Source organism: Oleiphilus sp. HI0128, assembly GCF_001635365.1.
In genome coordinates this window covers 1-12,645 of sequence record NZ_LWGG01001197.1, presented here as the reverse complement: position 1 = coordinate 12,645, position 12,645 = coordinate 1, and the positions used below count along the sequence as shown (strand labels likewise).

The following is a 12,645-nucleotide window of genomic DNA, read 5'->3' as shown; positions in this document are numbered from 1 at the left end:
TGAATGAGAATTGATATTGTGGCCTCTTGGCGCTGGTCGTGTTGCGGCGCTAAGATTTTTTTGGGAAGTCTGCGGTTTAGGCTTCCCCCTTTTTCCTTCACTTGATGATAGATGGAGAATAAAAATGTTTAAAAACAAACATATGACGACAGCGATGGTGGTTGCACCCTTGCTCGCGATTGTGAGCTATTTTGCGACGGACTATATTGTTTCGGATATTCCTGAAAGCGCTGCACAGGGTGAAAGCTATGCCATGGTGGCCAGGTCTAACTGTCGTTATCAGAGCGGGCAATGTACCTTTAGAAATGGGGATTTAGAAGTTAAGTTTCAGCTGGTACAAACTGGCGGTAGTCAGCCAGTTCTAAAAGCGCGATCAAATCACCCTTTACAGGGAGCACAAGTTGCTTTGGTTAGTGAACAAAATAAAGATGCTCAGCCGCTAATGTTAGAAAAATCAGATGATGCGGGAGAGCAGTGGGCTATCTCACTACAAGGCCCAATTGATGATAAGAATGAATTACGAGTGGCGATGTTAGCAAATTCGACCACATTTTACGGCAGCACAGAAACAACGTTTTTCCAGTATGACACGATTTTTCCCAGAGATGATTGGTAGAGGCTTGCGCCGTTTGAATACAGGGTCATAAGTTTATGGAGCTAGATGATAAGAAACAATTTCTATCACAGTGCCCGCCTTTTAGTGCGTTAGGGGATGCTGCGCTAGAGCTGTGCCTGAAGAAGTTATCTATTTGCTATGAGAAAGCAGGCACCGAGATACAACAACAAGGCCTTGATGAAACACTTTACTTACTACGTTCTGGCAGCGTCGAGCTCAAAGACGCTCAAGGTCTATTTCTAGACCGCTTAAGTAGCGGTGATATCTATGGTGTTGGCGGTGAACAAAGGCCTGACGCCACCACAACTCAATTAACTTACCTCGAAGACAGCCTGGTTTATTGCCTGCCAAAGAGCTTTATAGACAGACTGTCGACCGAGAACGATACCTTTGCGCTGTTTTTCTCCCGTGAGACTGATAAGTCTTTGCAGATCACTGAACAGGCGAGTCACGACGCCACGGCGTATAGAGATTACCGGCTCAACCAGCTGGTGTCGGAGTTGATGGTTAAGTCGCCTTTGTGTGCATCGAAAGAGACCAGTATTCAAGAAGCTGCCTTGCAGATGTCCGACGCAAAAGTGAGTTCTATCTTGCTTTTGGATGAGGGGGAATTGTGTGGGATATTGACGGACAGAGACCTTCGCTCTCGTGTTTTAGCTAAAGGAATCGACCCTCAGCTTCCGGTTTCTGAAGTAATGAGTACAAGCCTGAGAACGATAAAAGCCGATCAAACAGTGTATGAAACACAGCTGTCTATGATGACAGCGAATATCCATCATCTTCCCGTTGTCGAGAATGCGAAACCGGTTGGAATTATTACGCTGAATGACTTTATCCGTGCTCAAAATAGTGAACCGGTTTATATGATTCAGGCAATTAACCGAGCCAGTAACCGGGATACGCTTTATTCACTCAGTAAACAGTTGCCTGAACTGACCTGCAAGCTTATTCGCGCCAATGTTAGAGCCGATGAGATTGGCCGGATCATTACCTCGATCACCGATAGCATAACTCGTCAGCTGATTGTCCTTGCTCGACAGACTTTTGGAGATGAACCATGCGAATACGCCTGGGTGGTATTTGGCTCACAGGCTAGACAAGATCAGATGCTTGGCTCAGATCAAGATAACGGTATGATTCTCGATGATGCTGCAACACAGGAAATGGAAGATTACTTTAAACGCTTTGCTGAATTCGTAAATGAAGGCCTGGACAAATCAGGTTTGAAATATTGCCCGGGAGAGGTGATGGCGCAGACTGATAAATGGCGTCAGCCTTTAGAGGTTTGGAAGCAGTACTTTACTCGCTGGATCCGTCAGCCTGAACCCAAGGCGCTAATGCATGCCAGTATTTTTTATGATATTCGCCACGTTGCTGGCAAGCGTGAGCTGACGAAGTCTTTAAGTAACTTGGTATTGGAGGAGGCTCAAAAGAACACCATCTTTCAGGCATGTATGTCAGAAAATGCGCTTCAGACCTCACCGCCTTTAGGCTTTTTCAAAACCTTTGTGCTAGAGAAAGATGGCAATCACAACCCGGTATTGGATCTAAAACTACGGGGCACCGTGCCGATTGTTGCCCTGGTTCGTTTGTACTGCTTGATGAAAGGAATTGAAGAGGTAAATACCAGTAACCGGCTACAAGCTTTGGAAAGTGCAAAAGTACTCTCTGCCTCCGAAGCGAGCAACCTAAGAGATGCTCATGAGTTTATTGCTCGTTTGCGTTTGGATAGTCAGAGTAGGGCAATGATGCTGTCGCAGCCAGCGACAAACCACTTAAACCCGGATGAGTTATCTCCTTTGTTGAGGCATCAGCTTAAAAGTGCGTTTTCGGTTGTTGCTGAAAGTCAGCGCTTGTTAAAAATGCGGTTTGCTCATGGTTCTATATAAGCTTCAATACTGGTTAAAAAAACGGAATTGGTATCGCCAGGCACAGCGAACGCCGATCGCAGAGCTTTATGCCCAGCCTTCCTTGTCGGGGGGGACGAAGGTGATAGATCAAGACTTTCTGGTAGTCGATTGTGAAATGAGTGGTTTGGACCCGAAGTCGAATGAATTGCTGAGCTTAGGTTGGGTGCGTGTAAAAAATGGCCGGATTGATTACGCAACACGAAAACATCTGCTGGTGCACTCCAAGCAAACGGTAGGAGAAAGCATTCAGATACATGGCTTATGCGATCAGCGATTGGCCGGTGCCTCGAGTGTGTCGATGGCTTTGGGCTTGTTAGCTAAGCATGCAGAAGGTGCAGTATTGGTGTTTCATCATGCTGTACTCGATATCGCCTTTATTCAACGTGCGGCATTCAACTGCTTTGCTTGCCCATTGCTGTTTTCTTATATCGATACCATGCAGATAGAGCAAGGGCGCTTGGCGCGAAGTGGTCAAAGTGCGCCTTTGCAGCTAGCATCTTGTAGGGACCGCTATGGTTTACCCGCTGCTTTTCAGCACAATGCAATGTTTGATGCCGTGGCAACCGCTGAGTTGTTTTTGGCGCAATATTCCCACTTAAAGTCGGCTAGAGGTCTTAGCCTGGAAGGTTTAGCGCCCAGAGTCAGCTAGCTTTTCCATATTTCAGCTACTTTCTGCGGGAGTAGCATCTATACTCTTGATATCAATGCTCAGGAGCCGTACATGTCTCACTTTGAAATCGACCCGATGCTGGCAAAGGTCGCCGAAAACCTTTCTCTTGCATGGGCTTATCTCGATGCCGACCTTAACTATCGTAAGGCAAGCTCTCGCTATGCCAAATCATTTCATCTATCTATAGAAGAGGTAGAAGATAAACCGCTGGTTGAAGTGATTGGTGAGAAGGCTTGTGCTCAGCTATCTCCCTACTTGGCAAGAGTGCTTAGCGGGGAAGAAGTTCGATTAGATAAAGACATTGAGCTAGACCTTAGAACCGGCATGATCTACAGACAAGCAACCTACCTTCCGCAAATTAGAGAAGGTAATGTTGTTGGCTTTTTCGTCTTTATGAATGACCTGACGGAAAACAACAAAGCAATTAATACACTTCGTCGTTTGCACCTCATTACTGCCGACAGTGAATTATCAGTTGAAGAAAAAATCCAGCGAGTTTTGGCCTTGGGAAAGCAGACTTTCGAGTTACCTTTGGCTTTGGTCAGTCATATTCATAATCAGCGATATGTCGTTAAGTATTCCGACACTCCGAATGGTGAAGTAAAACCTGGTGATGAATTTGAACTGGGCATTACTTACTGTATCCACACCCTTAATGCCAATGGACCAACAGGCTTTGATCATGTAGAGAAAAGCTGCATTAATACGCATCCTTGCTACGAGGCTTTTGGCCTGGAAAGTTATATTGGTGTGCCGCTAATCGTGTCAGGTGAACGCTTTGGTACGCTAAACTTTTCTGGTCCTGAAGCACATGCCAGACCCTTTAGTGATGACGAATTTGAACTCATTCGTTTATTTGCCCAATGGATAGGTAATGAACTGAGCAAACAGCTTGTTGCAGAAGATTTAGCACGTCAGAAGACTTTACTGGAGTCGATGAGTCAGCAGGCCAGAATTGGTGCATGGGAGTGGGACATGCTGGAAGACCGGCTTTACTGGTCACTCATGACAAAAGAAATTCACGAAGTACCCGAAGGCTTTGAACCTGATGTCTCTACAGCGATCAATTTTTATAAAGAAGGTAGAAGTAGAGAGCTAATTACCGCCGCGGTGAACAAAGGTATTGAAGAAGGCATTGCTTGGCAAGAAGAGCTGCAGCTGGTGACAGCTAAAGGCAATGAAATCTGGGTTTCTGCACTTGGCCAGTCAGAATTTAAAGACGGCAAGTGTGTACGCTTATTTGGCTCATTTCAAGATGTTGATAAAAAGGTAAAAGCCGAGCTGGAGTTAAAAGAAGCGAAGGAAAAAGCAGAACAGGCAGCGCATTCAAAAAGTGTCTTTCTAGCCAATATGAGCCATGAAATTCGTACGCCTATGAATGGTGTGCTAGGGATGCTGAGCGTATTGGATACAGAAAGCCTAGATGACTCTTCATCGCAAAAGGTGGCAATTGCTAAGAAGAGTGCAAGCTCTTTGCTTTCTTTACTCGACGACATTCTCGATTTTTCCAAGGTTGATGCAGGGCACCTTGTACTTGATGAAGGTGCGATAGATTTAAGGGAATTATTCGAATCTTTTGTCGATTCGGTGCGCTTCGATATGGAAGCCAAGGACTTAAAACTCGAATTGCACTTGGAAGGCTTCGAGCAAGCGTGGGTTAAAGCAGATGCAGGAAGAATTCGTCAGATTCTTAACAACTTAGTTGGTAATGCGATTAAGTTTACCTCAGAAGGTAGTATTACAATTAAGGCTAGTTTGGTGCAGCAGAAGGACAGAAAGATATTGCGTTGTGCCATTGTTGACTCGGGTATTGGTGTTGAAGCCGAGAAGCTTGAACAGCTCTTTAACCCTTTTACCCAAGCAGACTCAAGCACAACCAGAAAGTACGGTGGCACGGGTCTCGGGCTTGCGATTGTTAAACAGTTGAGTGAGTTGATGAAGGGAGGTGTATGGGTAGAAAGTACACCTGGCAAAGGCAGCACATTTCGATTTGGACTTAATCTGGGTGTTGCTGAGGCACCGGAAGTTTCCCTGAAAGGTGAGTCAGAGTGTTCGGGCATTAAACCTCATGCGGTGCAGATATTATTAGTTGAAGATAATGAAATTAACCAGCTGGTTGCCAAAGAATTGCTGTCCCATATGGGGTATCACATCGACGTGGCTGGCAATGGTGTAGAAGCTTTGGCTACTTTAAACAGTAGCGATAAAATATATGACCTGGTGTTAATGGATTGCCAGATGCCTGAAATGGATGGCTATGAAGCAAGTAAGAACATCCGCGAAGGCTTAGGCGGCGAGGCGTATAAAAATGTCCCAATTCTGGCGTTAACGGCCAACGCAATGAAAGGTGACAGGGAGAAGTGCCTGGCGGCCGGCATGACAGATTATGTGAGTAAACCAATTATAAGAGAAGATTTAGAAAGAACCTTACACAAATATGTCTAGGTGTTTGAAACACTCGACTTCCAATATTTAGCTGTAACGACTCGAAATAAAGGCGTTAGCAATAATTTTTATGTATAGAAGGGAATAGCTGAACAATCCCGCTCTGCGCTTGATAGTCTGCAACAATCCAAATCTGCTCGAAAGGGTGCCCTTCAGGAACATGGATTTTGTCTCTTAAGGCGATGATTTCTTCTGATGTCCATGCGGGGTGTGCATTTCGAATGATCAGCCATACGCGTTGGGACTTGTAGTGCTTTTGGGCTTTGTTCATCAGTATTCTATTCAGAGCGCTAAGCAGACGCTCATGCACGTTGGAACAGTTAGCCTGCTCGCGCAGTGCTTCACGTGTTTTATCCGTCAGGTCACGTTTCAATATCGCCATTGCTTCGGCTTCAGAGCCGTATAGGTGCGCAATTTCCAAATCGAGTCGAAGGCCTTCCAACTCGCAGGATACATCTGGCTTATTTGGTTTGTTGTGCCAAATATGCCGAATTTCTTGACCGTGTAGCCTTTCATAGTGACGCATAAAAAGCTTGGCAGCTTCATGTTCGAGGGCTATCTTCTCGTCGGCACTGCTTGAAAATTGTTGCATAAACTAATACCCGGTTAGGCAGTCTTACTGTGCCTAGATAGAGCGACTTTATGAGAGTAGCTTATAAAGTCTTGGGTAGGACTTCAATGCCCTACCTATAACTTCTAGGGAGTCGATAGATTCAGCAATTAGGTAAAAGACAGCCTGCCATATTTAACTGGCTAAGCCGTGAAGCTTATGTTAATTTTCGCGCCCTTTTTATTTGTCCTTCTTCTAGTGGTATTAAAGGTGGTAGTGGAATGATTTCGGGTTTTGACTTTGGAACCTCAAACTGTGCAATAGGTATTCACGATAGTAATTTGAATAGCGTCCGTTTGCTCGAGCTAGAGCAAGGCAAGCGCTTTATGCCGTCGACTTTGTATGCTTTAGACCGGGAACTGATTAGTGAAAGTGTCGGCTTGTCTATTGCCACTGATGAGCTTAAGTCAGACTATATCGACCTGCGCAGTAACCACTTAGCTCGTGCTCAACATGTTCGTCGGGAGCAAGGTTTTGGTTCAGACGAAAGAATAGTCTATGTCGGCCATGAAGCCTTTGAAGAGTATTTACAATGGCCGGGAGAAGGCTACTTTGTAAAGTCCCCGAAGTCTTTTCTGGGTGCCAGCGGACTTCGTCCAGAAGCGGTTTTTCTATTTGAAGATATCGTTACGGCAATGATGCAATCTATTAAAGCGCGTGCGGAACAGACACTTGGCGATACGATATCGCATACTGTAATTGGTCGCCCTGTAAACTTTCAAGGTTTGGACGCCGAGCAGAGTAACCGTCAGGCCTTGGAAATTCTGCAAACCTCAGCAAAACGTGCTGGTTTTAAAGATGTTGAGTTTTTATTTGAGCCTATTGCCGCAGGCCTGAGTTTTGAACGTTCACTCGATGCAGATAAAACGGTTTTAGTTGTCGATATCGGTGGTGGAACGAGCGACTGTGCCATGGTTAGAATGGGGCCTTCTTACCGAGATAAGAGCGATCGATCAAAAGATTTTCTAGGGCATAGCGGTGAGCGAGTAGGGGGGAACGATCTTGATATTCAGCTGGCAGGAAAGCACCTCATGCCACTTCTGGGCATGTTGTCAAAAACCAAAAGCGGTCTTCCTGTTCCCACCCAGCTTTTCTGGGACGCAGTGAGCACTAACGATGTATCGGCTCAGACACGGTTTAATGAACTTAATACAGGCTTGGATATTGAACAGCTACTACGCGATTGTGTTGAGCCAGACTTGATCAAACGCTTTATCTCAATGCGAAATAATCAGCAGCAACATCAGCTTGTTCGCAGCGCAGAGCAATGCAAAATCGCCTTGTCCTCAGCCGATAGGGTTTCAAGCTCACTTGAGTTTATCGAAGATGGGCTGAGTCAAGACGTAAAGCTAGAGCAGTTTGCTGAAGCAATTGACCGACCCTTGATGAAAATGCTGAGCTTGATGGAAGAAGCGATTACACAAGCGCAAACACAACCCGATCTAATTTTTATAACGGGGGGATCGGGTCAGTCCCCTGTTATTCGTAAAGCAATTCACAATAAATTTGGTGACATCGAGGTGCTTGATGGCGACCACTTCGGCAGTGTCGCATCGGGTTTAACCGTTTGGGCGAATCAAATATTTTAATTGCAGAGTCTGTTCGCTGAACTCATTTACTGATATTTGGCTGCCGTAATAAACTCACCAAAGGCCTCACACCAAACAATGACTGAGCTAAAGTCAGCTATATTGGTGCCCTGAGGCACTTTGACGACAAAGTTTTCGAAGGTTGTCACGTCACCAACTTGAAGCATTGACGACTTCAAGCGCTGAAAATCAAGCTCGGTTTCTACGAACTCTTTAGAAAGATAAAGCTTATAGTCTGGCCCGGGAGCCAGTTGGCCAGCTAAAGAAATGTACTCAGTGTTAAGCGAAACGATGCCTTCGCCCCAGTGAAAGGTGTCGCTATCCTCTAGGTCTCTTTTAAACTTCCCGGTATATCGCGCTTGCGAAGAAATCTCTGAGATCGTTGACTCTGAAGGCGCAGTCGGTGCCGTTAGAATTGGCAGGATATATATCCCCAAACCGATACCCAATGCGCCTATAGATAAGTGGCTTGCTAAGAGTAAAGTAATTGTTTTTAGTTTCATAAAGAACCTGTTGCTTGGTCTGGTTATGTTTATTTTGTTGCGATTCCAATGAGAAGGGCAATGACCCCAACAATCAATTCAGCCCATGTATTTTTGTACTTCGTATCATGTGCTTTTTCTTTGTAATAAGCTGATTCTTCATAAGCTCTTTCCATCGACTCAATATTATCTGGAGTACCAGGGAGACTTCCAATTTTAGAAGCTTGTTGATTAGCGCGCTCAGATCTTTCCTCATAAGTTTTTGCCCGAGCGAGCCTTTCTTGACTTGTGGTTGCACAGCCGAACAGCTGTGTTAGAGATAAAATAAAGATGGTGTTTTTGATCAATTGATATATTTCCCTATAAAGATTGTCTAACGCTGCGTTAACCGAAGGCGAGTTCGGTAGGGCGCTTGGTTAAACTCTTACTGAAGTTTTCCATATTTGGCTAGAATTTGTTTATATTCATCAGTTGTCTTGAACTTCGTCAGCTCCTCACTGAATCTCAATGACAGCTCTTCAAGCCCTGGCTTCTTCGCAAAAGCTAAATAATTTCCGCCAGGGCAATAACGCTTACTCCCAACGATAGTTAATTGATCCAAAATAACCATCTCCCGAGCTTTATGAAAGCCAACTAGCTCGACACCTATTGCTAAATCGATGCGACCCAGTAACAGCATATTCAAGCTTTGTTCCAAAGTCGGTACTCGCGATGCATTCTCTAATAGGTGAGAATTGTCTAACTCATCACAATATTTATAGCCAAGAATTGCCCCCACACGCAGGTTTTTAGGGTTATTTAAGTCAATAGAAGAAATAGAGTTTGTTGCTTTCTTAAAAAATACAGTAACGCCTTTAGACACTGGCTCACTAGGAAAGTGTAGGAATTCCTTTCTTTCTTCAGTTATAGAAGCGGCTAGTATTGCGTCAGCTTTTTTGTTTTTAACTAAACCCAAGCAGCGTTTTCATGGCAATAATCGAATATTAGCTGTTACGCCAAGCTTCTGAAATACTGATAACGCAACTTCTACGTCGGTTCCCACCACTTTATTATCTTCTTCATAGGCAAATGGAGGCCATGGATCTGTGACAATGTCTATTGCTTCATTTGCCCACGCCAACTGTACACAAAGTAAAGCAATTATGAACAATAAGAACTGATTTACTGACAACTTCATATCTGCCCCTTGATCATCAGTGTAGAAAAATTCCAGTTACTAGCTTAGTTGAAAACCCCCTCTTAGGAAACTTAACGATGCCCCTATGAGGCCTTGTTAGCTGCTTTTTGCATACTTTGATTTTAACCGTTTATGACGATGAGCAAATATTGATTGAAATACTGGTTTAAATAAATAACCTAAAAAGCCTAATTTACTTTTGAAATAAACGACATCTCTTATTTTTGCCCCTGAACCATCAGCTGAAATAGTTTGCTCATGTGACCACACATTATTGAGCATAGTTTTTGATGATTCGATAAAACCCATGCTATTGACCGATCTAAATTTAAATCGGTGTAAATCAACCGGGATGAACCCAAATAATAAGATTATGCTCGAAAATATATCGTCATTTACTGGCCACTCAGATATTGGTTTTGCCGGCCATTGTTGAGGGGCCGACATTTTTAATATGGGAGATAACTCGTAATTAACCCCCGACATGACCAATAGGTCTGCCGATAAATTTTCGGGGCAAACTGGCAACGATATTTCCATTTCGAATTTTGGCATGAATTTCCTTATTAAAGCTCACGGAGTTCCACAAGATTGCTTGGTTATGTTTTTAATATATTTTTTCCAGTAAATACCATAGATAGCTATTGGGATAACAAACTCTAAAATCATCGCCGGAATTAGAACACTAGCTGGAGGTCCTACGGACAATATTGAAATTAAACGGCCAAGCCCACCAATAAAAAATACCAAAGCAATAGATGGAATGAACTTATATTGAGCCTGAATATTTTGAGCGACCCAAAAGCAAAAGGCCCCATAAGCTAACCAGAAAACAGAGAAAAATCTTAATTCGTTATCCACTGTTGCTTCTGCACCTCCGGTTGAACCCGGAATTGCGGAAGCACCACCAAATAAGACATTTAACCCAGTTATTGCGACGACTAAAGCTAGTGCATACAAGATGTATTTTAGTGTTGATTCCATTCAATTATACCTCGATGTTGAAGTCTATTTTTTGCCTAACGCCCCGTTAACCGGGCGAGCGGGAGGCTAGTCCTGCTGAATGCTTCGTTAAATTATTTTTCATAGTGGTAACGGTAAGATATAATTATAAGTTTATTATCGTCAACAACATATACCAACCGATTACTGTCATCTATGCGGCGAGACCAGAAATCAGCTAGGCTTTCTTTAAGAGGCTCAGGTTTACGTATACCCATCAAAATGATGACGTTGAGTATCGGGTATGAGCTTGTTGATACGTTTAAGTGTTTTCTTGTCTTGGCCTTGCCAGTAAACATAATCTGACTACGCCTCCGTAGTCGATGCTAATATTTCAATCATCGAGCAATCCATGCTCCTCTGTTTTGCCTGCACGATATTGCTGGATTGATTTACTTAGATGAGCGGCATTTGCAGGACTCTAGAGTAAATGCACTGGTTAGGCATTTTAATCGTCAATTAACAGATGCCCAAAATAAGAGAACACACCTATCATAACACCTGTGAATAGTTGTGCATGTACAAGATAGGACAATTTTTTCAACTCTCTTGGAGAGTATCGCCAGCTGATAAAAATACCGAATAGCCCTTGCCAGATTACTAGTGCGAGTACCGCAGGGAAAAAAAGAATATGCATTGGTAAACCCATTAAAGCGATGTGCAGAAGTATTATAGCCACCGCACCGATACCGAAATATACATGCGTTCTATTTAATAGATTGATCAAACTATCTATAAGCGGCGGGTCAAGCTCTATACTGTATTCTGGTAAGAGCCTTTTAGCGATAGCCCCTTTTCCAAAAAACAATTTGATTAGAGTTCTGGCGTAAATGAATACGAGTAGCCATAAACCAATCTCTCCTAACCCTTCACCTATTTCAGCTAAAAATGTTTCACGCTCTTCAACTGGCGGGTAAAGGCTAAGGGCGTATATATAATATCCAATTGATAAGGCTACAGTGCTTCCTGTAAAAATAAGAATCTTTTTTAAACCCGTAGATACCGATTTCATTGTTTCATATTCCTAACGCCTACATTTGTGGCCGAACGAAGTGAGGTCCGGCCCAGCCGTTTTTTGGCTGGGCGATGCAAGATGGCCTTGTTACACGTTTTGATAGTTTGATACCTCGATAAGGTTGCCGTCAGGATCTCTAAAATATACTGACTCAACTTTACCTTTTGCACCTGTACGGCTTACTGGCCCCTCGATCACTGTAACGTCACAACTGTTTAAATGCTCGATAGCACTACCTATCGGGGTGGTAATAATAAAACATAAATCAGCATTACCTGATTTAACATTATTCGCTTTAGGTTCGAATTCACTGCCCAGTTGATGGAGGTTTATTTTCTGATTGCCAAATGACAACGCAACTCGGGACTCACCGAATATAACTTTTTCCATGCCCAATACTGATTGGTAGAAACTTACACTCTCCTCAATATCTTTGACGGTTAAAACTAAGTGATCAATTCTATCTACTTGCACAATACACCCTGTATTTTTTACATGTAACGCCTTTAGGTGCGGCTTGAACCCGAAGGCGAGACCGGTTGAACGCTTGGTTAGCTTCTATTTTCGGAAGATAGTAAAAACTTTCGTAAATCTCTTTCTTGCCTCAATACGTGAAGGATATAGGCTGAGTCGCTATCTACTTTGTAGAAAACACGACAAGGATTTACTACAACTTCTCTATAATTTAGAGTCGAAATTTCTTCAGGTACTCTGCCTGAGTCAGGGAATTGTTCGAGCCTCTGCACCTTGCTGAAAACGTTTTCTACTAGCTGCCTCGCAGCGTACGGATTACTAACTTCAATATAATCTGCAATATCGTTCAGATTAATTAATGCTGGCTCAGTCCAGATTATTTGAGCCATTTACTCATCTTCTCTTTAGCTTGCGACATGTCCATTGTTCGACCTTCACGGATTGCCTGTTCGCCTTTCGCGATACCTTCCAGGATTTTCATCCGATCTACCATCAACTCATAATCAGCCACATCAACCAAATAGGCTGATGGCTGGCCATGTTCAGTTATAAGAATAGGTTCTTTTGACTCATGCAGATCTGCAAGCAGTTTCGTTGCTTGTCTCTTTAATGTAGTAACGACTTCAGTTCTCATAGTGACACCTTATATTAAAAT

Annotated in this window: 16 protein-coding genes and 1 pseudogene; 5 read left to right on the top strand and 12 right to left on the bottom strand. The window is 43.5% G+C overall.

Annotated features, from left to right (window positions below; all coding sequences use genetic code 11):
• Positions 1 to 124 precede the first annotated feature (124 nt).
• From A3763_RS20280 to A3763_RS20265, 4 genes are all read left to right on the top strand, one after another.
• On the top strand, positions 125 to 616 hold the full coding sequence (locus tag A3763_RS20280) for a hypothetical protein (protein WP_068552976.1): 492 nt from the start codon (positions 125 to 127) through the stop codon (positions 614 to 616).
• A gap of 35 nt (positions 617 to 651) precedes the next feature.
• Positions 652 to 2,505 carry a DUF294 nucleotidyltransferase-like domain-containing protein gene (locus A3763_RS20275; protein WP_068633044.1) on the top strand — a complete coding sequence of 618 codons (1,854 nt, stop codon included), beginning with the start codon at positions 652 to 654 and terminating at the stop codon, positions 2,503 to 2,505.
• On the top strand, positions 2,492 to 3,175 hold the full coding sequence (locus A3763_RS20270; RefSeq protein WP_068516611.1) for a 3'-5' exonuclease: 684 nt from the start codon (positions 2,492 to 2,494) through the stop codon (positions 3,173 to 3,175). The genes A3763_RS20275 and A3763_RS20270 overlap by 14 nt, the downstream gene beginning before the upstream one ends.
• Positions 3,176 to 3,247: 72 nt before the next feature.
• Complete coding sequence (locus A3763_RS20265) at positions 3,248 to 5,641, top strand: GAF domain-containing hybrid sensor histidine kinase/response regulator (protein ID WP_082880533.1); 2,394 nt, start codon at positions 3,248 to 3,250, stop codon at positions 5,639 to 5,641.
• A gap of 55 nt (positions 5,642 to 5,696) precedes the next feature.
• Here A3763_RS20265 and A3763_RS20260 read toward each other — a convergent pair whose 3' ends face one another.
• Complete coding sequence (locus A3763_RS20260) at positions 5,697 to 6,233, bottom strand: hypothetical protein (RefSeq protein WP_068506920.1); 537 nt, start codon at positions 6,231 to 6,233, stop codon at positions 5,697 to 5,699.
• A gap of 239 nt (positions 6,234 to 6,472) precedes the next feature.
• On the opposite strand from A3763_RS20260, the gene yegD reads away from it, so the two are divergent.
• Entirely contained in the window at positions 6,473 to 7,840 is a 1,368-nt protein-coding gene (yegD, locus tag A3763_RS20255) for a molecular chaperone (RefSeq protein WP_068552978.1), read from the top strand.
• Positions 7,841 to 7,866: 26 nt separating this feature from the next.
• Here yegD and A3763_RS20250 read toward each other — a convergent pair whose 3' ends face one another.
• The 11 genes and pseudogenes from A3763_RS20250 to A3763_RS20200 all read right to left on the bottom strand — a co-directional run bounded on the left by A3763_RS20250 (position 7,867) and on the right by A3763_RS20200 (position 12,624).
• Positions 7,867 to 8,343 (bottom strand): DM13 domain-containing protein, encoded by a 477-nt coding sequence (locus A3763_RS20250; protein ID WP_068633045.1) that lies wholly within the window; start codon positions 8,341 to 8,343, stop codon positions 7,867 to 7,869.
• A gap of 29 nt (positions 8,344 to 8,372) precedes the next feature.
• Complete coding sequence (locus A3763_RS20245) at positions 8,373 to 8,669, bottom strand: hypothetical protein (protein ID WP_068633046.1); 297 nt, start codon at positions 8,667 to 8,669, stop codon at positions 8,373 to 8,375.
• Positions 8,670 to 8,746: 77 nt separating this feature from the next.
• Positions 8,747 to 9,277 (bottom strand): ABC transporter substrate-binding protein, encoded by a 531-nt coding sequence (locus tag A3763_RS20240; protein WP_068516624.1) that lies wholly within the window; start codon positions 9,275 to 9,277, stop codon positions 8,747 to 8,749.
• 9 nt (positions 9,278 to 9,286) lie between these two features.
• On the bottom strand, positions 9,287 to 9,499 hold the full coding sequence (locus A3763_RS20235; RefSeq protein ID WP_068516628.1) for a hypothetical protein: 213 nt from the start codon (positions 9,497 to 9,499) through the stop codon (positions 9,287 to 9,289).
• A gap of 96 nt (positions 9,500 to 9,595) precedes the next feature.
• Complete coding sequence (locus tag A3763_RS20230; RefSeq protein ID WP_068516631.1) at positions 9,596 to 10,054, bottom strand: hypothetical protein; 459 nt, start codon at positions 10,052 to 10,054, stop codon at positions 9,596 to 9,598.
• Between the two features lie 18 nt (positions 10,055 to 10,072).
• Entirely contained in the window at positions 10,073 to 10,483 is a 411-nt protein-coding gene (locus tag A3763_RS20225) for a DUF4345 domain-containing protein (protein ID WP_068516633.1), read from the bottom strand.
• A gap of 92 nt (positions 10,484 to 10,575) precedes the next feature.
• Positions 10,576 to 10,804, bottom strand: a pseudogene (locus A3763_RS20220) (Txe/YoeB family addiction module toxin); the annotation flags it as partial.
• 145 nt (positions 10,805 to 10,949) lie between these two features.
• Entirely contained in the window at positions 10,950 to 11,513 is a 564-nt protein-coding gene (locus A3763_RS20215) for a hypothetical protein (protein WP_068516636.1), read from the bottom strand.
• 90 nt (positions 11,514 to 11,603) lie between these two features.
• Positions 11,604 to 11,990: a VOC family protein gene (locus tag A3763_RS20210; RefSeq protein ID WP_068516639.1), complete on the bottom strand. Its 387-nt coding sequence runs from the start codon at positions 11,988 to 11,990 to the stop codon at positions 11,604 to 11,606.
• 77 nt (positions 11,991 to 12,067) lie between these two features.
• Positions 12,068 to 12,379, bottom strand: a complete 312-nt coding sequence (locus A3763_RS20205) for a type II toxin-antitoxin system RelE/ParE family toxin (protein WP_068507613.1) — start codon at positions 12,377 to 12,379, stop codon at positions 12,068 to 12,070.
• On the bottom strand, positions 12,367 to 12,624 hold the full coding sequence (locus A3763_RS20200) for a type II toxin-antitoxin system Phd/YefM family antitoxin (protein WP_068507610.1): 258 nt from the start codon (positions 12,622 to 12,624) through the stop codon (positions 12,367 to 12,369). Before A3763_RS20200 ends, A3763_RS20205 begins: the two co-directional genes overlap by 13 nt.
• Between the last annotated feature and the right edge of the window lie 21 nt (positions 12,625 to 12,645).

Bases quoted from the DNA above. Each gene is read 5' to 3' on its own strand.
- A3763_RS20280 (WP_068552976.1), top strand. From the start codon at position 125: ATGTTTAAAAACAAACATATGACGACAGCGATGGTGGTTGCACCCTTG.
- A3763_RS20275 (WP_068633044.1), top strand. From the start codon at position 652: ATGGAGCTAGATGATAAGAAACAATTTCTATCACAGTGCCCGCCTTTT.
- A3763_RS20270 (WP_068516611.1), top strand. From the start codon at position 2,492: ATGGTTCTATATAAGCTTCAATACTGGTTAAAAAAACGGAATTGGTAT.
- A3763_RS20265 (WP_082880533.1), top strand. From the start codon at position 3,248: ATGTCTCACTTTGAAATCGACCCGATGCTGGCAAAGGTCGCCGAAAAC.
- A3763_RS20260 (WP_068506920.1), bottom strand. From the start codon at position 6,233: ATGCAACAATTTTCAAGCAGTGCCGACGAGAAGATAGCCCTCGAACAT.
- yegD (WP_068552978.1), top strand. From the start codon at position 6,473: ATGATTTCGGGTTTTGACTTTGGAACCTCAAACTGTGCAATAGGTATT.
- A3763_RS20250 (WP_068633045.1), bottom strand. From the start codon at position 8,343: ATGAAACTAAAAACAATTACTTTACTCTTAGCAAGCCACTTATCTATA.
- A3763_RS20235 (WP_068516628.1), bottom strand. From the start codon at position 9,499: ATGAAGTTGTCAGTAAATCAGTTCTTATTGTTCATAATTGCTTTACTT.
- A3763_RS20230 (WP_068516631.1), bottom strand. From the start codon at position 10,054: ATGCCAAAATTCGAAATGGAAATATCGTTGCCAGTTTGCCCCGAAAAT.
- A3763_RS20225 (WP_068516633.1), bottom strand. From the start codon at position 10,483: ATGGAATCAACACTAAAATACATCTTGTATGCACTAGCTTTAGTCGTC.
- A3763_RS20215 (WP_068516636.1), bottom strand. From the start codon at position 11,513: ATGAAATCGGTATCTACGGGTTTAAAAAAGATTCTTATTTTTACAGGA.
- A3763_RS20205 (WP_068507613.1), bottom strand. From the start codon at position 12,379: ATGGCTCAAATAATCTGGACTGAGCCAGCATTAATTAATCTGAACGAT.
- A3763_RS20200 (WP_068507610.1), bottom strand. From the start codon at position 12,624: ATGAGAACTGAAGTCGTTACTACATTAAAGAGACAAGCAACGAAACTG.